The sequence below is a fragment of the Xanthomonas cissicola genome (assembly GCF_008801575.1).
GTDB lineage: Bacteria > Pseudomonadota > Gammaproteobacteria > Xanthomonadales > Xanthomonadaceae > Xanthomonas > Xanthomonas cissicola.
In genome coordinates this window covers 1-23,654 of sequence record NZ_VZPL01000020.1, presented here as the reverse complement: position 1 = coordinate 23,654, position 23,654 = coordinate 1, and the positions used below count along the sequence as shown (strand labels likewise).

The window sequence follows — 23,654 nt, the reverse complement described above, 5'->3', positions numbered from 1 at the left end:
AGCCAGGCAGGTCGCGCGCCGATGACGCCACGCGACCGATATGCTGGGTCAAACGCGCTTGAACACCAGCGTGCCGTTGGTGCCGCCAAAGCCGAAGCCGTTGGACATCACCGCATCCACCTGCACCTCGCGCGCCACGTTCGGCACGTAATCCAGGTCGCAGCCCTCGCTTGGCTCTTCCAGGTTGATGGTCGGCGGGATGATGCCGGTGTGCAGCGCCATCACCGAGAAGATCGCTTCCACACCGCCGGCCGCGCCGAGCAGATGCCCGGTCATCGACTTGGTCGAGCTCACCATGGTCTTGTAGGCGTGATCGCCCAGCGCGCGCTTCATCGCCATCGTTTCGGCCAGATCGCCCAGCGGCGTGGAGGTGCCGTGCGCGTTGAGGTAGCCGATCTGCTCGGGGTTGAGCTTGGCGTCGCGCATCGCTGCCGCCATGCTGCGCGCCGCGCCCTCGCCGTCTTCGCTGGGGGCGGTCATGTGGAACGCATCGGAACTGGCGCCGAAGCCGACCAGCTCGGCATAGATGCGTGCGCCACGCGCCTTGGCGTGTTCGTACTCCTCCAGCACCAGCACGCCGGCGCCGTCGCCCAGCACGAAGCCATCGCGCTGCTTGTCCCACGGCCGCGACGCGCCGGCCGGGTCGTCGTTACGGGTGGACATCGCTTTCATCGCACAAAAGCCGCCCACCGAACTCGGCGACGAACCGCGCTCGGCACCGCCAGCCAGCATCACATCGGCATCGCCGTGCTGGATCATGCGCATCGCGGTGCCGATCGAATGGTTGGATGTGGCGCAGGCAGATACCGCCGAGAACGTCGGGCCTTTCAGGCCTTTGATCAGGCTCACCTGGCCGGGCAGCATGTTGATGATGGTGCTGGGCACATAGAACGGCGAAATCTTGCGCGCGCCGCCCTCATGGAATTTGATGGTCTGCTCTTCAATGCCGAGCAGCCCGCCGATGCCGGAGCCGAGAATGGCGCCCACGCGTTCGGCATTGCTTTCGTCGATTTCCAGTCCGGAATCGTCCAGCGCCATGAACGAGGCGCCGACACCGTAGTGGATGAACGAATCCATCTTCTTGACGTCCTTGGCGGACACAAAAAGCGTGGGGTCGAAATTCTTGATTTCACCGGCGATCTTGGTGGTGAACTGCGAGGCATCGATCTGCGTGATCGGGCCAATGCCTGAGCGGCCGTGGACGATTCCGTCCCAGCTGGTGGCCAGATCATTGCCCAGCGGCGACACCATGCCCATGCCGGTAACGACAACACGACGACTCATTGCAGATCTCCTCACCACGGAACGGACGGTGCTTGGGGTTTGCGGGTGACACTTGAAAAACACAGGGCCGCATCAGCGGCCCCATGGAATGTCTGATGCGGCAGCGGCTTGATGCACGCCGCCACGATCAGGAACAACGCATCAGCTCCTGACGTGAGCCTTGACGTAGTCGATCGCCTGCTGCACCGAGGTGATCTTCTCGGCCTCTTCGTCCGGGATCTCGCACTCGAACTCTTCTTCCAGCGCCATCACCAGCTCGACGGTGTCCAGCGAGTCGGCACCCAGATCATCGACGAACGATGCGCTGGTGGTGACTTCCTCTTCCTTGACGCCGAGTTGTTCGACGACGATTTTCTTGACGCGTTCTTCGATGGTGCTCATTGGGGATATCGCTCCAGCTGGAGTAGTGGTGGTTCGAGTTTTAGGATCCCCGCACACGGATGTGCGGTGCTCCTGTGAGGGACTCACAAAACGCCATCGGCGCTGCGATGGCCGCGTTGGATAGTGTAGTGGAAGCGACCGGGCCTTGCATTGCATCACAACTCCCGGCCGATCAGCCACTTAGCGTCTCCCGGCGCCGCACGCTTACGGCATGTACATGCCACCGTTGACGTGCAGGGTCTCACCGGTGATGTAGCGGGCCGTCGGGCCGGCCAGAAACGCCACCGCATTGGCGATGTCTTCCGGCTCGCCCAGATGACCCAGCGCAATCTGCTGCAGCAAGGCGGTCCTGGCCTCGTCCGGCAGCGCCTTGGTCATGTCGGTATCGATGAAACCGGGCGCCACCACATTCACGGTCACTCCGCGCGAGCCGATTTCCTTGGCCAGCGATTTGGAGAACGCGATGATGCCGGCCTTGGCGGCGGCATAGTTGGTCTGCCCAGGATTACCGGTCACACCCACTACCGAGGCGATATTGATGATGCGGCCCTTGCGCGCCTTCATCATGCCGCGCATGACCGCCTTGGAGGTGCGGAACACGCTGGTCAGGTTGGTGTCGATGATCGCCTGCCAGTCGTCGTCCTTCATCCGCATCAACAGGTTGTCGCGGGTGATGCCGGCGTTGTTGACCAGGATCGAGATGGCGCCGAACTCCTTGCCGATGGCATCGATCACGCCATCGACTGCAGCCGCGTCGGTGACGTTCAGTTCACGACCGTGTCCGCCGTGGGCGGCCAGACGCTCGCCGATCGCCGCAGCGCCGGAAGCCGAGGTGGCGGTGCCGATGACCGTGGCGCCGTGGGCGGCCAGGGTATCGGCAATGGCCGCACCGATGCCGCGGCTGGCGCCGGTGACGAGGGCGATTTCGCCCTGCAGGGGCTTGCTCATGATTGCTGTTCCTCGATGGGGGACGCCGCAACCGTGGCCGCGAACGTCGAGGGATGCCGGCACGACCGGCAGCGGCGTTGGATCAGTGCGTCCACGCGTCGAGCGCGCCGGCATAGTCGGCGGGCGTTGCCAGCGTCCGCGCATCCAGGCTATTGTCGATGCGCTTGATCAGCCCGCTCAGCACCTTGCCCGGGCCGCATTCGGCAATGCGGGTGATGCCCTGGCTGGCGAGCGCCTGCACGCAGCCGGTCCATTGCACCGGCAGGTAGAGCTGTTCCACCAAGGCCTGGCGGATGGCGGTGCTGCCCTCATGCACGCGCGCGTCCACGTTCTGCACCACCGGAATCTGCGGGGCGTGCCAGGTCAGCCCGGCCATCGCCTCGCCGAGCTGATTGGCGGCTTCGCGCATCAGCGGGGTGTGCGAGGGCACGCTCACTGCCAGCTTGACCGCCTTGCGCACGCCGCGCTCGGCCAGCAGCCCCAGCGCGCGATCCACCGCCGCAGCGTGGCCGCCGATCACGATCTGACCGGGCGAATTGAAGTTGGCCGGCACCACCACGTCGCTGCCGGACGCCTGGTCACAGACCTCCTGCACCACAGCGTCTTCGGCGCCCAGCACCGCAGCCATCGCGCCGACGCCCGCCGGTGCCGCAGCCTGCATGAACTGGCCGCGCAACCGCACCAGATGCGCGCCGTCGTGCAGCGACAAGGCGCCAGCCGCGACCAGCGCGGTGTATTCGCCCAGGCTGTGTCCCGCCAGCAGCACCGGGCGCTGCCCGCGCTGGGCAGTCCACAGACGCCACACCGCAACGCCCGCAGCCAACAAGGCGGGCTGGGTGTATTCGGTGCGATTGAGCATTTCTTCCGGGCCGCCCTGGGACAACGCCCACAAGTCGACGCCAGCGCCATCGGAGGCTTCGGCGAACGTTTCGCGAATCTGCGGGTGCAGTTCGGACAGTTCGGCCAGCATGCCTAAGGACTGCGAGCCCTGGCCGGGAAACACGAAGGCGAGAGTGGATTCGGTCACGCGTTGCTGCCTACAAAAATCGAGCCGGGATCATACGTGCGAAATCGCCCCGGCGTCTGTACTGCCGCGTATGCAGAAGGCCACGCGACTGTGTCGCGACGTCGCAAAACCGCACACCGGGCTTGGTCGGGCCAGGCGCACAACGGCAGCAGTGACGCTGACGCGCCGCCGTTCGGATTCGATAGTGAAAGCGCTGCCGGCCAAGGCGGCGCACCAGCGCCGGCAAGGCCGGCGAGGAAGCCGAAGGGTCGGGCGCAGCCGGTGCTGCCGCTTGCGCTTCGTCTAGCCTGGCAGCGGGAATGTCGCCGCTTGTCCATGCAGCACCCCATCCTCATCGACGAGTTGCCAGACCACACCTTCGGCGATCCGGAAGCGGGAACCATCTTTCGCGATCCGCACACCCGCGTAGTCCGTGACGACGCCATCGCGGGCGACCGCGTCGAGCAAACGCTGACGTTCCGCTCGTTCCGGCAATTCTGCCGATAGCCGCGAAGGCATGCCAACGAACTCGCCCCAGCTGTAGCCGAAAACGCGCTGTGCCGCCTGGTTCGCATAGACAAACCGCGGGTCTACAGCGGTATCGTGCGCAAGAAGGGCGAACGGCGCATCGTGATACAGCCAATCGGGCTCGATCTGTCGATCTGCGACCAGCGGGCGGCCTGCAAACCGCTGGTAACTGCCGGTGAGCAAGGCGACGAAGACAGGATCGTGGGCGGGGTGCATGCGCTGAATTTACTTGCCGGCCGGCTTGTCCGACGCGCTAGCCCGCAAACTGGTCGCATTGAGCGAATCACGCGACCTAAAAGCGTGCGCTGCCCTTGGCGGACTTCAAGCGCCCCCGAAAACGTACACCGGGCCCAGGAGGCAAGGTTGCCCCACCGCAAGGGAAGACGAGTGTCCCCGCCATGTACGAATCCGACTGAGTGCACGTGCGCGTCTACTTGGCGCAGGAAGCAGAACCGTCAGTAGCGCAGCAGCGCCGAGCCCCAGGTAAACCCGCCACCGAAGGCTTCCAGCAACAACAACTGGCCGCGCTGCACGCGACCGGAGCGCACCGCTTCGTCCAGCGCCAGCGGCACCGAGGCAGACGACGTGTTGCCATGGCGATCTACGGTGACGACCACCTGCTCCATCGGCAACTCCAGCCGCTTGGCAGTGGCTTCGATGATGCGCAGGTTGGCCTGATGCGGAATCAGCCAATCCAGGTCGTGCTTGTCATAGCCACTGGCCGCCAGGGTCTCATCGACCACCGAGTCCAGCGCCTTGACCGCATACTTGAAGACGTCGTTGCCCTTCATCAGCAATGCACCGCCGCCATTCTTGCCTTCGCCGAATCCCACCGAGACCCCCACCGGGTCCCACAGCAGCTCTTTCTTGCTGCCATCGGCGTGCAAATGGGTGCTGAGGATGCCGGTCTCTTCGTCGGCCTTGAGGATCACCGCGCCGGCGCCATCGCCGAACAGCACGCAGGTGGTGCGATCGGTCCAGTCGACGATGCGGGTCAAGGTTTCTGCGCCAACCACCAGCACGGTCTTGGCGTCGCCACTGCGCACGAACTTGTCGGCCACGCTGAGCGCGTAGACAAAACCCGAGCATGCAGCGTTGACGTCCATCGCACCGCAACCGATGTTACCCAGTCGGGCCTGCAGCAAACAGGCGGTCGACGGAAAGATCAGGTCAGGGGTGGTGGTGCCGATGACGATCAGATCGATCTCATCGGCGGTCACACCGGCCGCTTCCATCGCCTTCAGCGAGGCGAAATACGCCAGATCGCTGGTGGTCTGGTCGTCGGCGACGATGTGACGTTCACGGATGCCAGTGCGCGAGAAGATCCATTCATCGTTGGTGTCGACAATCTTCGACATGTCGTCGTTAGTCAACACCTTTTCGGGCAAATAACTACCCGTGCCCGCGATTCTGGAATAGATCCGCTTGCTCATACTGTTCCCTATTGCAAGAGCCGCGGTGATCGGCGGCTCCTGAAGAAGCGAGAGTCACCCGGCCGCGCCGAACGCGGCGGGCGCCACGGATCAATCTTCTTGGACGGCCGACGACTTGGTCGCGATCACCTTCTTGCCGCGGTAGTAACCGTCAGCGGTGATGTGGTGGCGCAGATGGATCTCGCCGCTGGTCGGGTCGGTCGACAGCTGCTTGGCGGTCAGGGCATCGTGCGAACGACGCTGGCCGCGGCGGGACGGGGTGACACGGGATTTCTGCACAGCCATGGGATTGCTCCAACTTTAGTTCGATAACTTGTCTGTTGAGTCGAACAGCACGCTCTACGCCCGCGTCGACCTGTCTTACCGCCCTTAACAGCGGCGGTTACTGTTTCTTCAACGCTGCCAGCGCCGCAAACGGACTGGCCCTGTCTTGCTCTTCCTGGGTCGGAACCCATTCGGCGTCGATCGCTTCGCTACCCGGCGCCACCGGCACCACCGGCACTGAGAGCACCAGCTCGTCCTCGATCATGTCGACGGCCCGCAGCATGCCATCTTCCGGCACCAGCAACGCTTCGTACTCGGCCGGCAATGCAGCTTCGTCGGCCTCGTCACGGATCAAACCAAGACGCTGTCTGATTTGCACCGGATACAGGAAGCGTTGCAGGCTGCGCTGGCAGGCCAGCGGAAGCTCCACATCGATACTGAGTTCGACATAGGCGACCTTGAGCAGAGGGTCTTGATCGAATTGAAGCGAATAGACACATTCGCCGTCGGTATCGACAAGGCTTCCCTGCAAACGGGTCATCGCAGATAGCGGGATGCGGCCATCGAAGCGCCTGCGCGCTGCGACCATCCGCCAAGCATCCAGCATTTCGGGCACGTTCGCGGACATAAGCCGCAGAATGTTAAAGACCCGCGGCAGCCCTGTCAAATGACCCAATTCATGCGATTGCCGCGCGGCCCGCAGGACGGCAGACTCCCCTGCCCCCTCGCAGCGGCCCCATGATGCCACGCCTGATCCTTGCTTCCACGTCTGTCTATCGGCGCGCGCTGCTCGGCCGCCTGCAGCTCGACTTCGACACCGTCCGGCCGGAGGTCGACGAGCAGGCACGGCCGGGCGAATCCCCGAGCGCACTGGCCAGCCGCCTGGCCGTGGAAAAAGCCGCCACGGTGGCAGCCCGCTTCCCTGACGCCTGGGTGATCGGCTCGGATCAGGTCGCCGACCTGGACGGCCAGACGCTGGGCAAACCCGGCACGCACGAGCGGGCCCGGATGCAGCTGACTGCCATGTCTGGCCAGACCGTGCGCTTCCATACCGCCGTCAGCCTGGTCGGCCCGGAGCGCCAGCTGCACGCGCTGGACCTGACCGAGGTGCAACTTCGCGCGCTGACGGTCGTCGAGATCGAACGCTACCTGGACGCCGAACCAGCCCTGGATTGCGCCGGCAGCTTCAAATGCGAAGGCCTCGGCATCAGCCTGTTCGACGCGATCCGCTCGGAAGATCCCACCGCCCTGGTGGGCCTGCCGATGATCGCGCTGGCAAGATTGCTGCGGCAGGCGGGATTCCAGATTCCCTGAGGTAAGCCACGGATCAGCACTGCGTGTTTGGCGGACCAATTTGTAGGGCCGCATGCGGCCTGCTGGAACACGCGCGCGCTCGAATTCCAGCCTCAACTGCGTGTCCCCGCAAACGCGCGCAGGCTGCCGGCTCGCACCTAACTTTCGGAGCGACCAATAACACGTCGCGCGCGGTCGCCATGTGGGTGTCGGCGGCGAGCAGGAACAGCAGTGCACGCGTGGCGCATGCAGCACCGCCAGGCGGCCGCGTCCGCCTGGCGGTGAGCGCAGGCGCTTGTTGGCTGCTCTTAATTCGGTAGCGCCAGCTGACAGAACTGATACGGATAGACGGCCTGCCCCACCTGCGAGGACAGCGTGCGGCAACGCGCGGGATCCAATGTCAGCCCGTACGCTGCCAGGCGCTGTTGCGCAGCCTCGCGCACGGCCTGATCTGCGGCTGCGATATCCAGCGCCTTGCCTTTGGGAATAGCCAGTACGCAGCGATCAGGCTGTGAGGTATCCAGTTCGGCACGTAGACCGCGTGCGACCAACCAGCGCAGCCGCGTGCAGCCCGGCTGACGCTCCCAGCCGAACTGCTGCGCCAGGCGATTCATGCGATCGATGCGCAATTGCTGCTTGTCACGCGCCGCCCCCAACATCGCGTAAAGCTGCGGTCGCTCGGTAATCAATGCACGCACGCGCTGTCGGTAGTGGTCGGTCTCGGAGATATTGGTGGCAACCCCGATATAGCGCGCCTGCGACGGCAACAACGGCACGCGCCAGGATTGCGGTTCGTCGCCGACCAGCAACACACTGGACGCTGCGGGATTCCCGAGCACCGGCTGCTCCACCTGGAAGCTGTCGCGCGCCCAGGACTCATGCCCCCAGTCCTTCCAGCCGACCACCGCAACCAGCGCGCATGCGCCGATCAACCAGGCGGCCTTGCGATTTGCGCGCGCGGCAAATGCATGCCGGCACACGATCCACAGCACCAGCGGCGCCAGCAGCTCCAGTACCACCAGATAGCGGTGGATGCTGAAAATCGCCTGCCACAGCGCATACGCCACGCCAAAGAACACCAGCAGCACGATGGCAGCGCGATCGACAGCGGCAGCACGCACCGGACGACGCACCAACGCACGCCCTGCAGCAATCGCCACCACCCCATACAGCACTGCCCAGCCCGCCTGCACCAGACCGAGATCGCCGATGCGCTGCGGCTTGAGCGTAAACAGCAGCGGCCAGATGAGCTGCTCGCCGATAGTGCGCGGCAACCAGCGCACATCAGCGATCGAGACCGGCTGGGCCAGCGGCGATTTGAACACGCCGTTGAACTGCGGAAACAGCGGGTTGCCCAGGTGCTGCCAGACCTGCCAATACCAAGGGCCAGCCACCAGCAACAGCACCAGCAGCGCAACGCCCGCCAGCACACTCAACGCGAGCACGCGCGAGCGCAGGCGGCCACCGTCGCACAGCACTGCCGGCACCAATGCCAACGCATACAACGCATTGGTGAGCTTGAGCGCCACCGCCAGGCCGATCAACGCACCAGCAACGGCCCACAGATGCACGACGTGCAAGCCATTGCGCGCCCTGAACTGCGCCAACAACACAACCGCCAATGCAGCCAGCACCGGAATTGCACTGGCTGTGTCCCCCATGGTGTTGCCGAGTTCGGACAGGAACACCGCACTGCACATTCCAGCCAACGCGAACAGCGGCACCCACTGCGCGCGGCGGGATTCATTCGACAATACCCGCCACGCCAGCGCCGCCAGCGGGATGAAGACCAGCGCATGCAAACCACCGAGCAACGCACCGGCCACCGGCCCGGGCAGCTGCAGCATCAGCCAGGCATGCATCGCATCGAGCAGCGGGCTGAAATAGCTCTGCATCTGCGCTGCGGCCAGATCCGTGCCCAGTCGGTCGGTTGCCCAGGCATCGCCGATATAAAGATGGTAATTGCGCAAATCCCAATTGGCGTCCTGCCCCAGGCCAAGCGACAGCAATGCCCCCAACAGGAGGACCGCGACCACTGCCGATGCGATCTGGCGCCGCGAATGAAACCCGAACCAGCGATCTGCCCACCGCAACACACGCTGCCGCCGCGCAACAGGTGCAGAGCCCGCAATCGATGCCATCAGCGACGTTCCTTGTTGTCTTCTACCGCGACCAGCCTGCCGACGCCCGGCTCGGACAAATACGCCAGATGCTTGGCCTCCACCCGTCCACGCGTGACGGTATCCAGAATCAGACCGCAGGCCAGCAGCAGAAAGCCGAGCAGCATCAGCGCCACGCACAGAATTGCAGTGGGGAAGCGCGGCACCAGCCCGGTCTGGAAATAGGTCTCGAACAAGGGGATCGCCAGCACCACCGACAATGTGGCGCTGAGTACGAAGCCGATCGAGAAGAACAGTAACGGCCGCTCGGCCTTGAACAATTTGACGATCGTGACGAGGATGCGCCAGCCATCGCGCCAGGTGTTCAACTTGCTTTGCGAGCCTTCCGGACGCACGCCATAGGCGGTTTCGACCTCGGCCACCGGCATGCGCAGCTGCAAGGCATGCACGGCCAGTTCGGTTTCGGTCTCGAAGCCCTGCGCGTGGGCGGCGAACGATTTGACATAGCGCCGCGAGAACACCCGGTAGCCGGACAGCATGTCGTCGAAGCTGCGGCCGAACAGCAGCCCCGCGCAGCGCGTCAGCAAGACATTGCCCAACCGATGCCCCGGCCGATACGCGGCCTGCTGCTGATCGCGCCGCGCACCGACCACCATGTCCAGGCGCTCGTCGACCAGCTTGCGCACCAGCGCCGGCGCGGCGGCGGCATCGTAGGTGGCGTCGCCATCGACCAACACGTAGATGTCGGCCTCGACATCGGCAAATCCACGCCGTACCACGTTGCCCTTGCCCTGCAATGCGACACGACAGACCTGGGCGCCTGCCGCCGCGGCGATCGCTGCGGTGGCATCGCTGGAATTGTTGTCCAGCACATGAATCACCGCTCCCGGCAAAGCGGCAGAAAAATTGCCGACGACCGCAGCGACCGTCGCCGCTTCGTTGTGGCACGGCACCAGCACGGCGATTCGAATCCCGGGCACCGGCGCGGGATGAGCAACAGGCATGGCATCGGTCATCGCGTGCTCTGAGGTGCTGAAACGGTAAGGGGCTGCTCCCACCAATCCTCGACGCTGCCGTCGCGGCCATGCAGGCGCAGGCCCAGCCAGTGCGTGCCGGGCGGCAAGGCGTGGGTGTCGAGCGTTGCAGTGAAGCCGACGTTGGGATGCTGCGGGTCGGTGGAGATTTTCCAGTACGGACGCACATCCAGCGGCGTGCCGTAGGTGGCCTGCGCGATCGGGCGACCGTCGAGCAGCAGCTCGACATTCGCTAGCCCAACGCCATCCTTGAAGGCCCAGCCATGCACTTGAAGCGTGCCGGACACGGCGACATCCGGCAGCGGCGCATCGATCCACGCCATCGCCGGGGTCACGCACGGCCCGGGCTCGCGTTGCGCGGGCAGTGCGAACAGCAGAAAGCGCTGATAGCCGTGATCGGTGGAGACCACAGTGGGCGGCGGCAGCGGGCCGACCATGTCGCAGATGGCGTGGTGACGCGTGAGCAGGTCGCGGTAGCGCTGATCGCTGGGCGAGAGCACCAGCAGCCGCTGCCCGTCACGCGTACCGTCGCTGAGCAACCCCCACTGCTGCAGCTGCGCGCTGCGCCCGTGCTTGTCGTTCAACGCCGCACGCAGCACCTCGATCTTGGCATCGTGCAACTGGAAGCCGAGCTCGGCGCCAACCTTGAAGTTTTCCGCCAGCACACGCGTGCCCGGCGGCATCTGCGCCAGCCGCGATTTGACCGCAGCCGCCAGATCGTTCCAGCCGGCGAAGTTGCGCGGGTAGTATTTTTCGCCGGCGGTATGCGCGCGGATCGACGGCACCGACACCGCCAAGTAGTAGCCGTATGCGCCGAGCATGCCCAGCAGTGCGATCAACCACGCCGTGCGGCGTAGCGGATGCGGCCAGCGCATCAGGATCACCGGCACCGCCACCAGCAGCGCCAGATAGCCGGGCAGCGGCCAGTGGAAGCTGATCCGCTCGGCATCGCTGAAGAAGCCCAGCACGAAGATCGCCACGGTCGAAATGCCGCCGAGCAAGCCGAAATAGCGCCATTGCGCGCGCGAGCCGCCGCCGCTGCGGGTGCCGGCCAGACCGACCTTGACCATCGCCCAGGCCAGTAGCGGCGTCACCGCCACCGTCTGGATCAGCACAAACCACAGCCCGCCGATCTGGAACCGCCACGGATGCCGGTCGACCAATTGAAAGCGCAACCCGGCATCGTCGTGGTCGGTATTCCAGAACAGCAGCGGCAGCCAGCTCACCGCGCCGACGGTCAGCGCCATCCAGATGCGTGGGTCGCGCATCACCGCACGCCCCTGCGGGATGCACAGCAATGCGATGCAGCCCACCCCGATCACCCCGACAAAGCGGTAGTGGCTGAGCGCACCGATGACCAGGCCGATGGCGAGCTCCAGCGCGCTGGTGGCATCGACCTCGCGCAACAAGCGCGCACCGGCATCCATGCACAGCACCGCCGCCAATGCCATCGGCACATCCGGCACGGCCAGAATGCCCAGCGTGGCCGACAGCGGCATCAGCAAGGTCAGGCTGCCGGCCTGCCAGCCCAGCGTGGAGCCGAACCAGCGCGTGGCGATATGCGCGATCAACCAGGGAATCAGCGCGGAAATGGCCAGAAACGGCAGCCGCAACGCCAGCAGATGATGTCCGCCCAGCTCCACGCCCAGCCGCGCCAGCCAGGCGGTCATGCCCGGCAGATCCGAATACGCCGCAGCCAGATGCTGGCCTTCCTGCCAGTAGAAGGCCTCGTCAACGAAGAGCGGCAAGCGTGCGGCGATCAACAGCTTGACGGCTGTCGCCAGTGTCCACAGGATCACGAAGGTGCGATGTGCGCGTTGGTCCCCCTGCATTGCCCTGTGCACTCTTCTTTCCACCTACGGAATTGTGATGTCGACACCGCTGCGTTCCACGGAAATGCTAACCGATGCGCTGCGTCAATCGCTGCGGCGCGCACAAGACCAGGTCAATTCGCTGCTGCTGGGCAAGGCGCAGGAAGTGCGGCTGGCGTTCGTGGCACTGCTGTCCGGAGGACATTTATTGATCGAGGACCTGCCCGGCCTGGGCAAGACCACCCTCGCCCATGCGATGGCCTCCAGCCTGGGGCTGGGCTTCCAGCGCGTGCAGTTCACCTCCGACCTGCTGCCGGCCGATGTGCTGGGCGTGTCCGTCTACGACGCCGCCTCGCGGCAGTTCCAGTTCCATCCCGGCCCGGTGTTCACCAACGTGCTGCTGGCCGACGAAATCAACCGGGCTCCGCCGCGTACGCAGAGCTCGCTGCTGGAAGCGATGGCCGAGCAGCAGGTGACGCTGGATGGCGTGACGCATGCATTGCCGGAGCCGTTCTTCGTGATTGCCACGCAGAACCCGGTCGATCTGTCGGGCACCTTCCCGCTGCCCGACTCGCAGCTGGACCGCTTCCTGCTGCGGCTGAGCCTGGGCTACCCCAGCGCCGATGCCGAGCGTGCGCTGCTGTCGGGCACGGATCGGCGCGAACTGATCGCCCAGGCCGCCCCGCAATTGAGCGACGCCGACGTGGTCGCGCTGCGCGGGGTGGTCAACCAAGTCCATACCAGCGATGCGCTGATCGGCTATGTGCAGGCCTTGTTGCTGCGTAGCCGCCAGCATGCCGGGGTGCGCGTGGGCCTGTCGCCACGCGCCGGGATCGCCTTGCTGCGCGCGGCCAAGGCCTACGCACTGCTGCTCGGGCGCGAGCACGTGCTGCCCGAAGACGTGCAGGCGCTGTTTGTGGCTGTGGCCGGGCACCGGCTGGTGCCGGAAGCCGAATCGTCGTCCGGGCCGGCGCTGGCCAAGGCGCTGCTGCATAGCGTGCCGGTGGACTGACTCAGGTGCGTGCGCACATGCGCGGCATCGTCCGCCGACTCAGCCTGCTGGTGCGGCCGCGGGGCGCGGAAGGCTTGCCGATCGTGCTGGATCGGCGGCGCATCTATGTGCTGCCGACCCGCTTCGGGCTGTTCGTCACGGCATTACTGCTGGCGATGCTGCTCGGCGCACTGAACTACAACAACAATCCGGCGCTGCTGCTCGCACTGCTGCTGGCCACGGCCGGGATCGCCAGCAGCATCATGGCGCACCTGCAGCTATCGGCGCTGCGTATCGAAGCGGTATCGGCCGAACCGGTGGTCGCCGGCGAACCGCTGCGCATGCGGGTGTCGTTGGCGCGTCGCGATACCCGCGCACGACGCGGGCTGCGCCTGGATCACCTGGACCGCAGTGGCTTCTGTGCGTTGATCGAGCACGATATGGCCGAGGTCGATCTGCTGGTGCCGACCCAGCGCCGCGGCTGGCAGGATATCGAGCGCATTCGTCTGTCCAGCACCAAGCCGCTGGGCCTGGTGCGCGCCTGGTCGTGGGTATGGCCGGAAACGCCGTTGCTGGCCTATCCCAGGCCCGAAGAACAAGGTCCGGCGCTGCCCGATGGTGCGGGCTCGCCCAACAAGACGCGCCTGCATGCGCAAGGCGAAGAGCTGCACCAACTGCGCCCGTATCGCGCTGGCGACGCCCCGCGCACGATCTCCTGGAAACACTCGGCACGGCGCGACACGCTCTTGGTGCGCGAATACGAACAGCCACTGGGAATCGACGTCACACTGGACTGGCGTGCACTCAACGCGCTGCCGTATGAGCGCCGCATTGCGCGCCTTGCCCGCTGGGTCAACCTGGCCGAACGCGACGGGCGCCGTTATCGCCTGCTGCTGCCTGGCCAGCCACCGTTAGGTCCCGCGCAGGGACCTTCGCACCACCACCTGTGCCAACGCGCCCTGGCCCTGCTTCCGCATGACTGAGCCCACCCTCCCGATCAGCCAAGCCAGCCGCGCCTGGGTGCTGGCCACCAGTTGGCTGGCATTGACGCCGTTGCTGTTGCAGTTGCCGGGCCTGCTTGCGGCCACTGTCGCGGTGGCCGCGGTGCTGGTCGGCGTGCTGAGCTGGCGCGGCACCTTGATGGCGCCGGTGCGGCTGTTGTTGGTGATCGCAATGCTGGCGGCGGTGTATTGGCAGATCGGCATGCGCTTCGGCCGCGACACCGGCTGCGCGGTGCTGGCATCGATGCTGGCGATCAAGGCCTCCGAGCTGCGCACCCTGCGCGATGCACGCAGCCTGTTGGGTTTTGCGTTGTTCGCACCGTTTGCCGCCTTTCTGCTCGACCAGGGCCCGGCGACGATGGGCCTGGCGCTGCTGGCGGTGGTCAGCGCCTTGCTGAGCATGCAGCGGCTGGCCGACGAAGAACACCACACCGCCACGCCGGCCCTGCGCCTGCAATTGCGCGGTATCGGCAAGCTGGTTGCCATCGGCGTGCCGCTGGCCCTGGCCACGTTCTGGTTGCTGCCGCGCCTGAGTGCGCCGCTGTGGGGCGTGCCCGAACGCGCGCTCTCCCGGCCTGGCCTGTCGGACAACATGTCGCCAGGCGAATGGATCGACCTGATGGCCGACGACAGCCCGGCCTTGCGCGTGCAATTCGCCGGCAAGGCGCCACCGCCGCAACAGCGCTATTGGCGCGGTCCGGTGATGTGGGACTTCGACGGCCGCACCTGGCAGCGCGCGCGCTGGACCGACCGCGCCCAGCCCGCTTCGGTCACCGCAGGCCCGCAAACCTACCGTTACCGCCTGGATTACGAGCCCACCGATCGCCGCCAACTGGTGTCGCTGGATCTACCTACCCAGGGCGTGCCCAACGCCGAGTTATCGCCCGACTACGAACTGTTCGCGCAACGTCCGTTGAGCGCACTGACCCGCTGGGACCTGCAATCGGCACCGCCAACGCGCTTCGATGCCGACCTGCCCGATCAGTTGCGCAAGCGTGCCCTTGCCCTGCCGCCCGGTTTCAATCCGCGCACGCTGACGCTGGCACGGCAATGGCGTCGCGAGGCCGGCAACAACGACGATGCGGTGGTGCAGCGCGCGCTGCAGTGGATCACCCGCGAATTCGCCTACACGCTGGAAACGCCGCTGCTCGGCCGCAACAGCGTCGACGAATTCCTGTTTCAGCAAAAGGCCGGTTTCTGCGAACACTTCAGCTCCTCGTTCGTGGTGCTGATGCGTGCGGCCGGCATCCCGGCGCGCGTGGTGACCGGGTACGCCGGCGGCACTTACAACCGGCTGGGCAATTACTGGGTGGTACGGCGCATGGATGCGCATGCCTGGACCGAAGTCTGGCTGGCCGGGCGTGGCTGGGTGCGCGTGGACCCCACCGCCGCAGTGGCGCCGGAACGCATCTACGACACGCTCGAAGATCGCCTGCAAACCGGCGGCGGCAACGACTTCGCCGACCTTGGCACATGGGCCAGCCTGGGCCAGGTCAGCGACTGGCTGCGGCGAGGCTGGAACGAGCTGGTGCTGTCCTTCGATGCCGATCGCCAGCAACGGCTGCTGCAACCCTTCGGCATCGAGCGCCTGGACACCTCGCAACTGGCCGCCATCTTCGGCGTGTTCGCGGTGAGCGCGCTGGCGTGGATGGGCTGGCGGCTGGCACGGGGCGAACGTGAGCGCGACCCGTTGCTGCGCGCCTGGCACCGACTGAGCCACCGCTACCGCAAGCTCGGCCTTGCCCGTGAACCGCACGAACCGGCCAGTGTGTGGGCGCAACGTGTCGCCCGCTCACACCCGAATACGCCCCTGTTGGCACTCAGCCAACGTTTCGCCGCCGCGCGATACGCTGGCGCTGATTCGGACAGCGCCCCTCTCTTGAAAGACTTGCTGCAGCATCGCCCGCGAACCGGAGCTTCCTCATGAGTACCCGTTTTCTTGTTCCTCTTATCGCTGTGCTCGGGCTAGCAGCCTGCGCCACCGCACCCAAGCCGCTGCAGGGCCAGTTCCCCGCGGTCAGTCCGAGCGATTCCACCGCCAGCGCCCAGGTCGGCACGCCCGTGCGCTGGGGTGGCAAGATCATCAAGACCACGCCTGGCCAGGGCCAGACCTGCTTCGAGCTGATCTCGCGCCCGCTCAATGCCAGCGGTCGCCCCGACCGTAATGCCGTGGATGCCAGCGATGGCCGCTTCCTGGCCTGCCGCTCTGGCTTCTACGATCCAGCGGTGTTCGAGCCGGGGCGCGAAGTGACCTTCATCGGCAAGATCGAAGGCTACGAAACCACCAAGATCGGCGAGTACGACTACAAGCTGCCCAAGGTCAATGCCGACGTGGTCTACCTGTGGCCGATCGTGCGCGATGTGGAAGTCGTGCCGGCTTACCCGTATGGCCCGTGGGGCGACCCGTGGGGTCCGCGCTGGGGCGGCGGTTGGGGTTGGGGCCGCGGCTGGTGGTGATGCGCCGCTGACCTAAGCGTGACTCGCAAAAACGCCGCTCGCAGGGAGCGGCGTTTTTGTCTGTGCGCGATGATCGCTGGTTACGCGGCTTGCCCGCAACGCATGACCCAACGACCCATCACGGCGTACCGAAACGGCCCAGCGGCGCACCGGCCAGCAGATGCAAATGGATATGGAAGACCGTCTGGCCGGCATGCTCGCGGCAATTCATCACGATGCGGTAGCCGTCTTGCGCCAGCCCTTGCACGCGCGCGTAGGTCGCCGCCGCGATTGCCAACTTGCCAACCAACAGCGCCTGCTCCGGCGGGACATCGTCCAGGGTCGGAAAAGCGTGCTGCTTGGGAATGAAGAGCACATGCACTGGCGCCTGCGGCGCGATGTCTTCGAAGCCCAGCACCTCGTCGTCTTCATAGACGATGGTGGCCGGAATTTCGCGACGAATGATTTTGCCGAAGATGGTGTCAGACATGGGATGGGAATAGGGAATCGGGATTGGGGAATCGCAAGAGCTTACCGCGCGTGCTTCTGACTTTGCTTCTCCGATTCCCTATTCACCATTCCCGATTCCCGGCCCTCAAAGCACCTCACTGCGGGTGCCGAAGGCGTGCGACAGGGTGCCGCGGTCCACGTACTCCAGCTCGCCGCCCAGCGGCATGCCCTGGGCAAGCCGGCTCGGGCGCACTGCGTGCTGGCGAGCAAGCTGCGCCAGGTAATGGGCGGTTGCCTCGCCTTCCACGGTGGCGTTGGTGGCGATGATCATTTCGGTCACTTCGCCAGCAGCCAGACGTTCACTGAGCCGGTCCAGCCCCAGTTCGCGCGGGCCGATGCCATCCAGCGGCGACAGGCGCCCCTGCAGGATGAAATACAGCCCGCGGTAGCCGGTGGCGTGCTCGATCGCCAGGCGATCGGCCGGAGACTCCACCACGCACAGCTGCTGCCGGTCGCGGCTGCTGCTGGCGCAGATGGTGCAGATTTCCGATTCGGTGAAGTCGCGGCACTGCACGCAATGCCCTACCTTTTCCACCGCGCTGCCCAACGCAGCGGCAAGCTGACGCCCGCCCTCACGCTCGCGTTCGAGCACGTGATAGGCCATGCGTTGCGCCGATTTCTGGCCCACACCGGGCAATACCCGGAAGGCCTCGATCAGTTGTTCGAGCAGAGTGGACATTGGGTGGCCGGGATTGGAAATTCGGGATTTGGGATTCGCAACGGCAAAGGCTTTTGCGCTTCGCTAATCCCGAATCCCCACTCCCGAATCCCCTCGCTTAGAACGGGAGCTTCATGCCCGGCGGCAACTGCATGCCGGCGGTCGCCGAGCCCATGCGGTCCTTGGATTCGGCGTCGATCTTGTTGGAGGCGTCGTTGAAGGCGGCGGCGATCAGATCCTCGGCCATCTCCTGGTCGGAGAGGATGCTTGGGTCGATGCGCACCTTGCGGCACTCCTTGGCGCCGGTCAGCGTCACGCTGACCATGCCACCGCCAGCGGTGCCGGTGACTTCCAGCTTGGCCAGTTCTTCCTGGGCGCGCTGCAGGTTTTCCTGCATCTTCTGCGCCTGCTGCATCAGTTGGGCAATGTTTCCACGCATGGGTCGTTACTCGTCGTAAGGGCGGATGGAATCGGGCACGATCCGCGCGCCTTGCTGCTGAACCAGCAGCTGCACCGTCGGGTCGTTCATGAAGGCTGTTTCGGCCGCGCTCTGGCGCTCGCCTTTCTGGCGGCTGGCACGCTCATGCAAGGTTTCGACGTCGGCGCCGCCGGTTTCGACGACGATGCGCGGCGGGTTTCCCAACACCGGTGCCAGCGCCTGCGCGAGATTGGCGATGGAGCGCTCGGAGTTGAGATATTCGAAGCCCGGCGCGAGTGCGAGCCGCAGCACGCCATCGCGATGGCCGATAAACGCGGCGTTGGCGGCCAGCTGGCGCGACGGGCCATTCAAGCCACTGCGCGTCACCAGCTCCAGCCATTGCTCGGCATCGGCGATGCGGCCGTCATTGAGCAGGGCCGCCGCGTCGGTTGCCGCGTCTGATGCAGACCCTGCCGTTGCCGCTGACGCGACCACCGCTGGCTCTTCAGGCGACGAGGGCTCGACAAGCGCGGCCGGTGAAGGCACTACAACCGAAGCCGGAGCTTCCAACGCAGCGTCAGACGCAATCCCATCGGGTTGCGCGAGCTCGACGGGTGCAGACGGCGGAGCCATTGCCGCTTCAGGCGCAAGCACGCCCATCGTGTCGGGTGTAGGCGTGGCCCGCGCACGCACCGGCGCATCGTCCACTGCCCAGGGCGGCGTGTCGTCATTGCGCGCATTGGCTGCAGACGCGCGACTGGCCGGAGAAGACTCTTGGGGAGAAAGCACGACAAGGGGAGCCGGAGTTGCCGGGGTCCCTAATGCCGGCAAGGACGCCTCCGCAGCCGCAACAGGCATCGTATCCGTCACCGCAGTAGGCGCGGCCACTACGGCGGGCGCGGACGTCACCGGTGCCGCCGCTACTGGAGCAGCAAGCTGACCGCCGGCAGCGGCCGAACGCGCGCCACCGCCAGCAGTGGCACCGCGCCCGTCATCCGAGCCGCCAGCCGGTACCGCCGCTGCGGGGCGAAAGGCGAGCATGCGCAGCACCGCCATTTCGAAACCGGCGCGCGGGCTGGGCGCCAGATACAGATCGCGGCGCCCGTTCAGCGCCATCTGGTACCACAACTGCACCACTTCCGGCCGCAGCTGCGCTGCAAACGGGGTTGGGTCGATGCCGTCGCCGACAAAGGCCACCGAGGGCACCAGCTGCTGCACCTGCACTCGATGCAGTGCCTCGGCCAGGGCCTCCAGCACGCCGCTCCAGTCGGGCGAAAATTCGGCCAGCGCCGCTACTACCTGCAGCAGGCGCGCGCCATCGCCGTCGGTCAACGCGTGCAGCATGGCGCCGACCTGGGTGCGATCGACCGTGCCCAGCATGGTGCGCACCACGTCCTCGCGCAGCGCGCCGCCGGCATAGGCGATCGCCTGGTCCAGCAGCGACAGACCATCGCGCAGCGAACCGTCGGCCGCCTTGGACAGCTGCACGATCGCCGACGGATCCGATTCGATCTGTTCGGCGGCCAGGATGCGTGTCATCTGGCCCTGAATCTGATCTTCGTCCAACCGCTTGAGGTTGAACTGCAGGCAGCGCGACAGCACCGTCACCGGAAGTTTCTGCGGGTCGGTGGTGGCCAGCAGGAACTTCACGTGCTCGGGCGGCTCTTCCAGCGTCTTCAGCAGCGCATTGAACGCCGCCTTGGAGAGCATGTGCACTTCGTCGATCAGGTAGACCTTGAACTTTCCGCGCGAGGGCATGTACTGGGCGTTCTCGATCACCTCGCGCACGTCGTCCACGCCGGTGTTGGACGCGGCATCGATCTCCAACAGGTCGATGTAGCGCCCGGCGTCGATGTCCAGGCAGGCCGGGCACGTCCCGCACGGATCGGCACTGGTGCCGGTCTCGCAATTGAGCGATTTGGCGAAAATGCGCGCGATGGTGGTCTTGCCCACGCCACGGGTGCCGGTGAACAGGAACGCGTGATGCACGCGCCCACTGTCGAGCGCGTTACTGAGCGCGCGGACCACGTGTTCCTGGCCTACGAGTTCGGCAAAACGCTTCGGGCGCCACTTGCGGGCGAGAACAAGATAAGACATCGGGCAACCGGCTTTGTTTGAGCCGATATTGTGCCACGCCCGGTCTCCACGACTGCGGCTGGAAGATTCAGCTTGTGGTACGGGCCGGCGACCGCTAGAATTTGCGGCCCTGTTCGACCACTGTCGTACAGGCACGGAGAGGTGTCCGAGTGGTTGAAGGAGCACGCCTGGAAAGTGTGTAAGCGTCTAAACCGCGCTTCGGGGGTTCGAATCCCCCTCTCTCCGCCAGATTACGCAAACCCCTGTTTTTACAGGGGTCTTTGCAATCTGACAAGATCTTAACCGGGACACAAATCGGGACACATCCCGATGAGAATTCCCCATCATCTGATTCGCTCCGCCTCTGGCCGATGGTCTTTCCGACAAAGAGTGCCCCTTGACCTCCAAGCCAGGCTGGGGAGACGGGTCATCAAGCGAACGCTTCGAACAACAGAGCTGCGACAAGCGCAGATCCAAGCCATCAGGCTTGCGTCGAGCTATGCTCAGGTCTTCAACGCAGTTCGGGAACTGTCGATGGACCGGATGAGCACCAAGGATGTGGATACGCTCGTTGAGCGTTTAACCCAAGAACAGAGCCGGACGGATCTGACGCTCCATCGCACTCAGGCACCAGATGGGACGGTGACTGAGCAATGGCAGATCGATAATGAAGAAGATGTCCGGCTCTACCGTAAAGCCCAAGGATGGACAGCCTCTTCTGAGGTTGCCTCTATTGGCATGCTGCCACCCGAGCTGATTGAGCAAAGAAAGTCTGCTGTCGCTTCTGTCGATGAAATTATTACGATGGAAAAGGCCCGGGATGGCTGGTTGGCGACGTTGAAAGCCACCACGCTCCCGAAGACCTACACCATCAAAAAGACGGCGATTGACTTCCTCGTCAAATTTTTGGGGCCGAAGACCAAGCTGCACACCATCAAGCGTCCAGATCTGGCACGGTGGTATCAGCATATGCGAGAAGGTGGATCATCGACGCCACCCCTTGTGAACAAGCAGTCTTATATTGGTGGCAAGGGTGGGTTCTTTGATTGGGCCATGAACTCGGGCTTTTATCCCAAAGGCGACAACATTGCCTCAGGCCATGTTGCTTTTCCAGCTCGTGAAAAACGTGCTCGGCGGAAGCATGGCTTCAAGGCTTACGACAAGCATCAAATCCAAGCATTGTTTGACCCTAGCAACCTTGAAAAATTGTCACCCAGTGCCCGTTGGGCATCATTGATTGGTCTTTACACCGGAGCAAGAGCCTCGGAAGTTGGCCAACTTCTTTTAAATGATGTCTTCAAAGATGGCGATATCGTTTGCATTCGAATTAACGACGAAGGCGAATTTCAGAAGGTCAAAACGGATGTGAGCTTGCGCACTGTCCCGATCCATCCTGATTTATTGGCATTGGGATTTTGGGAATGGACGGAAGGACTTCGGGCAAAAGGCCACGACCGACTTTTCCCACAAGCCAAAGCCAATGCGACGAACGGTGCGGGCAACTGGATCAGTAAGGCTTTCAGCCGGCATGTTGCGGAGGTGGGGAAGAACTGGCCTAAGGCAAAGCGCGGTTTCCATTCTCTGCGCAAGACCTTGATCCAAGATATGCAGGGCGCTGGCATGCCCTCTGAACTGAGGGCTCAAATCGTTGGACATGAACTCGATGATGAGCATCATGCGACTTACAGCAGAGAGTTCACCAATGCGGAGAAGCTCCAAGGCATGGGCCATCACTCCCCTGGACTGAATTCACTAGATTTCAAGCTTCACTTGGCTACTTTGAGGCAGCATCTGGAAGCTCCGAACACCCCTAGCTAGTCCTGATCCGCTTGCCTTACACGTATTGACAACCCGCCTAAACGCTGCCTATAATTACCTCAATACGGCCCCTCTCGCCATACGCACGAACATCTGCGTATGGTGCTGAGGGGTTCTTCATTTCATTGATCCCATACTTCGGACCAGTTAGTTGGAGCTCCCATTTGGGATACGCCTAACCCATGCTTAGCGAGATCTGGAAAGCTTTCCAGATGCGCTTTGAGGCGATCTGCCCAAGTAGAGTTTGCATTGATGACCATCATGAGATGGCGAATCATCTTCAACAGCATAAAGCAACGCGCTCTGGCAAATCTGTCTGTGTGGAAATGAGCCACCCATGAAATTTCAGCCACATCAGGCAACCTGGGCTGCTCATCAACATTACGGTTCCACAACCTGCTGTGATGGGCGCAAACGTTTCTTAAATAATTCAAGCTCCGCAGCCAAGTTGCGAAAATACGTCCGTTAGCAATCCCGTATTTTTTTGCAATCACGTCCTGCTCTGCTTCGCGCATGCCGCCATAAAGCACCGACAGAGCACCGAAGTCCCATACCTCACACACTACCCAGATGGCAAGTGGTAGCCCATATTTCTCTTTATTGTGTTTAACGAAATCCTCTTTCGATCTATCGACAAGCTGATTATTTTTACTCAGCCATATCTCATGAGCTGTCCCGCCTTTTTGAGGATTGTAATGTGTTGCAAATTTCTGATGTAAAAGGCCAGGGTTCGTATAAGCAAACGTATCTAGCTTTCCCAATGTATGAGAAATGTCGACTCGGAGAGCCACCTCTATTCGTTCAAGCGCATCGCCCACAAGGTGCCGCAATCGCTTATCGAACACATAAAGTTCAACAACTTCACTGAACAATGTGCCACGCAAAAAATCATCAGTTGCAACACTTTTTACTTTTATCTTCTCAGGCCTTTCATAGCTTTCGGTCAAGTCAATGTATTTGGCGCGCAATCGAAACGGATACCAGTAGCCGCTCAACCGATAATAGCCAATCCTTTCCAAATACAAGAGTGCTTTCGGCTCATCAGTCACCCCCATGCCTCGGGATTTTAACTGATCCAACTGCTCTTGATAACTCTTCCATGATTTTTGATAAGACACGAAAGCTCCCCGGTAATTTATTTTGCGTTGTCAGCCAACTTAAAATTACTGCCCTTATGCATCTCAATCAGGTTGTCTGGCTCAGAAGCAAACCAGATGTAAGAACCCCAAGCAATGTTGGAAACACCTTTTTTGAACACCCCCTTCCCTCTATCTTGGTAGGCAGTCAGAAAGGCAAGGTTTTTTTCACTAAAACCAGCTTCAAGCGCAATCATGGTTAGAGCCACCTTGCGCTCTCTTGTGATCGGACCATCCGATGCAACGACCTCTACAAAAACGACTAACACATCTTGGTGATCATTGGAGTTTGACTCTAAGTCAACCAAAATAATATCAGGAAGTGTTTTTGCAGGGTTGATGTTCAAGCCGACGTCCCCCCACCCTGAGTAGTGGTTTGGTTTAGAGTCCGGGGGTAATGATATCGGTGTTTGCCAGATGTTGGGCATAAGCAGCCGGGGTCATGCCGCCGATCGCCTTCTTGGGTCGGTCCTCGTTGTATTCGCGTCGCCAGCGTTCGATTTCGGTG

24 protein-coding genes and 1 tRNA gene are annotated in these 23,654 nt (G+C 63.4%); 7 read left to right on the top strand and 18 right to left on the bottom strand.

Going from position 1 to position 23,654, the window contains the following annotated elements:
- Positions 1 to 48 precede the first annotated feature (48 nt).
- The 8 genes from fabF to F7R02_RS10695 form a co-directional block, all read right to left on the bottom strand.
- On the bottom strand, positions 49 to 1,284 hold the full coding sequence (gene fabF, locus F7R02_RS10730) for a beta-ketoacyl-ACP synthase II (protein ID WP_016850015.1): 1,236 nt from the start codon (positions 1,282 to 1,284) through the stop codon (positions 49 to 51).
- A gap of 141 nt (positions 1,285 to 1,425) precedes the next feature.
- Entirely contained in the window at positions 1,426 to 1,665 is a 240-nt protein-coding gene (acpP, locus tag F7R02_RS10725) for an acyl carrier protein (protein WP_078590450.1), read from the bottom strand.
- A gap of 204 nt (positions 1,666 to 1,869) precedes the next feature.
- Positions 1,870 to 2,613 carry a 3-oxoacyl-ACP reductase FabG gene (fabG, locus tag F7R02_RS10720; protein WP_003483876.1) on the bottom strand — a complete coding sequence of 248 codons (744 nt, stop codon included), beginning with the start codon at positions 2,611 to 2,613 and terminating at the stop codon, positions 1,870 to 1,872.
- A gap of 82 nt (positions 2,614 to 2,695) precedes the next feature.
- Positions 2,696 to 3,640 (bottom strand): ACP S-malonyltransferase, encoded by a 945-nt coding sequence (fabD, locus tag F7R02_RS10715; RefSeq protein ID WP_078590449.1) that lies wholly within the window; start codon positions 3,638 to 3,640, stop codon positions 2,696 to 2,698.
- Positions 3,641 to 3,922: 282 nt separating this feature from the next.
- Positions 3,923 to 4,363, bottom strand: a complete 441-nt coding sequence (locus F7R02_RS10710; protein ID WP_005913914.1) for an MEKHLA domain-containing protein — start codon at positions 4,361 to 4,363, stop codon at positions 3,923 to 3,925.
- A 239-nt stretch (positions 4,364 to 4,602) separates the two neighbouring features.
- Positions 4,603 to 5,580 carry a beta-ketoacyl-ACP synthase III gene (locus tag F7R02_RS10705; protein WP_078590448.1) on the bottom strand — a complete coding sequence of 326 codons (978 nt, stop codon included), beginning with the start codon at positions 5,578 to 5,580 and terminating at the stop codon, positions 4,603 to 4,605.
- 90 nt (positions 5,581 to 5,670) lie between these two features.
- On the bottom strand, positions 5,671 to 5,865 hold the full coding sequence (rpmF, locus tag F7R02_RS10700) for a 50S ribosomal protein L32 (RefSeq protein ID WP_003483870.1): 195 nt from the start codon (positions 5,863 to 5,865) through the stop codon (positions 5,671 to 5,673).
- Between the two features lie 97 nt (positions 5,866 to 5,962).
- Positions 5,963 to 6,472: a YceD family protein gene (locus F7R02_RS10695; RefSeq protein ID WP_005913909.1), complete on the bottom strand. Its 510-nt coding sequence runs from the start codon at positions 6,470 to 6,472 to the stop codon at positions 5,963 to 5,965.
- 110 nt (positions 6,473 to 6,582) lie between these two features.
- Between F7R02_RS10695 and F7R02_RS10690 the strand changes: the two genes are divergently transcribed.
- Positions 6,583 to 7,158 carry a Maf family protein gene (locus F7R02_RS10690; protein ID WP_078517611.1) on the top strand — a complete coding sequence of 192 codons (576 nt, stop codon included), beginning with the start codon at positions 6,583 to 6,585 and terminating at the stop codon, positions 7,156 to 7,158.
- 287 nt (positions 7,159 to 7,445) lie between these two features.
- On the opposite strand, the gene F7R02_RS10685 is transcribed toward F7R02_RS10690, so the two are convergent.
- From F7R02_RS10685 to F7R02_RS10675, 3 genes are read right to left on the bottom strand one after another with little or no spacing between them, the layout of a single operon-like run.
- Complete coding sequence (locus tag F7R02_RS10685; protein WP_078590447.1) at positions 7,446 to 9,278, bottom strand: hypothetical protein; 1,833 nt, start codon at positions 9,276 to 9,278, stop codon at positions 7,446 to 7,448.
- Positions 9,278 to 10,273, bottom strand: a complete 996-nt coding sequence (locus tag F7R02_RS10680) for a glycosyltransferase (RefSeq protein WP_005920495.1) — start codon at positions 10,271 to 10,273, stop codon at positions 9,278 to 9,280. The genes F7R02_RS10685 and F7R02_RS10680 overlap by 1 nt, the downstream gene beginning before the upstream one ends.
- Positions 10,270 to 12,123, bottom strand: a complete 1,854-nt coding sequence (locus F7R02_RS10675) for a glycosyltransferase family 39 protein (RefSeq protein ID WP_139371035.1) — start codon at positions 12,121 to 12,123, stop codon at positions 10,270 to 10,272. Before F7R02_RS10675 ends, F7R02_RS10680 begins: the two co-directional genes overlap by 4 nt.
- A 37-nt stretch (positions 12,124 to 12,160) precedes the next feature.
- Between F7R02_RS10675 and F7R02_RS10670 the strand changes: the two genes are divergently transcribed.
- From F7R02_RS10670 to F7R02_RS10655, 4 genes are read left to right on the top strand one after another with little or no spacing between them, the layout of a single operon-like run.
- On the top strand, positions 12,161 to 13,114 hold the full coding sequence (locus F7R02_RS10670) for an AAA family ATPase (protein WP_003483851.1): 954 nt from the start codon (positions 12,161 to 12,163) through the stop codon (positions 13,112 to 13,114).
- 5 nt (positions 13,115 to 13,119) lie between these two features.
- On the top strand, positions 13,120 to 14,076 hold the full coding sequence (locus F7R02_RS10665) for a DUF58 domain-containing protein (protein ID WP_078590445.1): 957 nt from the start codon (positions 13,120 to 13,122) through the stop codon (positions 14,074 to 14,076).
- Positions 14,069 to 16,021, top strand: coding sequence for a transglutaminase TgpA family protein (locus tag F7R02_RS10660; RefSeq protein ID WP_078590444.1), 1,953 nt, complete (start codon positions 14,069 to 14,071; stop codon positions 16,019 to 16,021). The genes F7R02_RS10665 and F7R02_RS10660 overlap by 8 nt, the downstream gene beginning before the upstream one ends.
- The gene (locus tag F7R02_RS10655) at positions 16,018 to 16,551 is read left to right on the top strand and encodes a Slp family lipoprotein (RefSeq protein WP_016850005.1); all 534 of its coding nucleotides are present in this window, start codon (positions 16,018 to 16,020) and stop codon (positions 16,549 to 16,551) included. The genes F7R02_RS10660 and F7R02_RS10655 overlap by 4 nt, the downstream gene beginning before the upstream one ends.
- Before the next feature lie 118 nt (positions 16,552 to 16,669).
- Here the strand turns inward: F7R02_RS10655 and F7R02_RS10650 are convergent, their stop codons facing one another.
- The 4 genes from F7R02_RS10650 to dnaX form a co-directional block, all read right to left on the bottom strand.
- Entirely contained in the window at positions 16,670 to 17,020 is a 351-nt protein-coding gene (locus tag F7R02_RS10650) for a histidine triad nucleotide-binding protein (protein WP_078590443.1), read from the bottom strand.
- 105 nt (positions 17,021 to 17,125) lie between these two features.
- Positions 17,126 to 17,719 (bottom strand): recombination mediator RecR, encoded by a 594-nt coding sequence (gene recR, locus F7R02_RS10645; RefSeq protein ID WP_078590442.1) that lies wholly within the window; start codon positions 17,717 to 17,719, stop codon positions 17,126 to 17,128.
- A gap of 97 nt (positions 17,720 to 17,816) precedes the next feature.
- Positions 17,817 to 18,137, bottom strand: coding sequence for a YbaB/EbfC family nucleoid-associated protein (locus tag F7R02_RS10640; RefSeq protein WP_005913896.1), 321 nt, complete (start codon positions 18,135 to 18,137; stop codon positions 17,817 to 17,819).
- Positions 18,138 to 18,143: 6 nt separating this feature from the next.
- Positions 18,144 to 20,213, bottom strand: a complete 2,070-nt coding sequence (gene dnaX / locus F7R02_RS10635) for a DNA polymerase III subunit gamma/tau (protein ID WP_078590441.1) — start codon at positions 20,211 to 20,213, stop codon at positions 18,144 to 18,146.
- Positions 20,214 to 20,348: 135 nt separating this feature from the next.
- Between dnaX and F7R02_RS10630 the strand changes: the two genes are divergently transcribed.
- Positions 20,349 to 20,441, top strand: a tRNA-Ser gene (locus F7R02_RS10630).
- 81 nt (positions 20,442 to 20,522) lie between these two features.
- Positions 20,523 to 22,010: a site-specific integrase gene (locus tag F7R02_RS10625; RefSeq protein ID WP_078590440.1), complete on the top strand. Its 1,488-nt coding sequence runs from the start codon at positions 20,523 to 20,525 to the stop codon at positions 22,008 to 22,010.
- Positions 22,011 to 22,132: 122 nt separating this feature from the next.
- On the opposite strand, the gene F7R02_RS10620 is transcribed toward F7R02_RS10625, so the two are convergent.
- From F7R02_RS10620 to F7R02_RS10610, 3 genes are all read right to left on the bottom strand, one after another.
- Positions 22,133 to 23,128 carry an Abi family protein gene (locus F7R02_RS10620; protein WP_078590439.1) on the bottom strand — a complete coding sequence of 332 codons (996 nt, stop codon included), beginning with the start codon at positions 23,126 to 23,128 and terminating at the stop codon, positions 22,133 to 22,135.
- Between the two features lie 17 nt (positions 23,129 to 23,145).
- Positions 23,146 to 23,493: a BsuBI/PstI family type II restriction endonuclease gene (locus F7R02_RS10615; RefSeq protein ID WP_235900891.1), complete on the bottom strand. Its 348-nt coding sequence runs from the start codon at positions 23,491 to 23,493 to the stop codon at positions 23,146 to 23,148.
- 34 nt (positions 23,494 to 23,527) lie between these two features.
- A partial coding sequence (locus tag F7R02_RS10610; protein ID WP_151210081.1) for an integrase core domain-containing protein occupies positions 23,528 to 23,654 on the bottom strand: 127 nt, incomplete at its 5' end.

Bases quoted from the DNA above. Each gene is read 5' to 3' on its own strand.
- dnaX (WP_078590441.1), bottom strand. From the start codon at position 20,213: ATGTCTTATCTTGTTCTCGCCCGCAAGTGGCGCCCGAAGCGTTTTGCC.
- acpP (WP_078590450.1), bottom strand. From the start codon at position 1,665: ATGAGCACCATCGAAGAACGCGTCAAGAAAATCGTCGTCGAACAACTC.
- fabG (WP_003483876.1), bottom strand. From the start codon at position 2,613: ATGAGCAAGCCCCTGCAGGGCGAAATCGCCCTCGTCACCGGCGCCAGC.
- F7R02_RS10685 (WP_078590447.1), bottom strand. From the start codon at position 9,278: ATGGCATCGATTGCGGGCTCTGCACCTGTTGCGCGGCGGCAGCGTGTG.
- recR (WP_078590442.1), bottom strand. From the start codon at position 17,719: ATGTCCACTCTGCTCGAACAACTGATCGAGGCCTTCCGGGTATTGCCC.
- F7R02_RS10640 (WP_005913896.1), bottom strand. From the start codon at position 18,137: ATGCGTGGAAACATTGCCCAACTGATGCAGCAGGCGCAGAAGATGCAG.
- F7R02_RS10675 (WP_139371035.1), bottom strand. From the start codon at position 12,123: ATGCAGGGGGACCAACGCGCACATCGCACCTTCGTGATCCTGTGGACA.
- F7R02_RS10655 (WP_016850005.1), top strand. From the start codon at position 16,018: ATGAGTACCCGTTTTCTTGTTCCTCTTATCGCTGTGCTCGGGCTAGCA.
- F7R02_RS10660 (WP_078590444.1), top strand. From the start codon at position 14,069: ATGACTGAGCCCACCCTCCCGATCAGCCAAGCCAGCCGCGCCTGGGTG.
- F7R02_RS10670 (WP_003483851.1), top strand. From the start codon at position 12,161: ATGTCGACACCGCTGCGTTCCACGGAAATGCTAACCGATGCGCTGCGT.
- F7R02_RS10625 (WP_078590440.1), top strand. From the start codon at position 20,523: ATGAGAATTCCCCATCATCTGATTCGCTCCGCCTCTGGCCGATGGTCT.
- F7R02_RS10650 (WP_078590443.1), bottom strand. From the start codon at position 17,020: ATGTCTGACACCATCTTCGGCAAAATCATTCGTCGCGAAATTCCGGCC.
- rpmF (WP_003483870.1), bottom strand. From the start codon at position 5,865: ATGGCTGTGCAGAAATCCCGTGTCACCCCGTCCCGCCGCGGCCAGCGT.
- F7R02_RS10695 (WP_005913909.1), bottom strand. From the start codon at position 6,472: ATGTCCGCGAACGTGCCCGAAATGCTGGATGCTTGGCGGATGGTCGCA.
- F7R02_RS10705 (WP_078590448.1), bottom strand. From the start codon at position 5,580: ATGAGCAAGCGGATCTATTCCAGAATCGCGGGCACGGGTAGTTATTTG.
- F7R02_RS10680 (WP_005920495.1), bottom strand. From the start codon at position 10,273: ATGACCGATGCCATGCCTGTTGCTCATCCCGCGCCGGTGCCCGGGATT.
- F7R02_RS10690 (WP_078517611.1), top strand. From the start codon at position 6,583: ATGATGCCACGCCTGATCCTTGCTTCCACGTCTGTCTATCGGCGCGCG.
- fabF (WP_016850015.1), bottom strand. From the start codon at position 1,284: ATGAGTCGTCGTGTTGTCGTTACCGGCATGGGCATGGTGTCGCCGCTG.
- F7R02_RS10710 (WP_005913914.1), bottom strand. From the start codon at position 4,363: ATGCACCCCGCCCACGATCCTGTCTTCGTCGCCTTGCTCACCGGCAGT.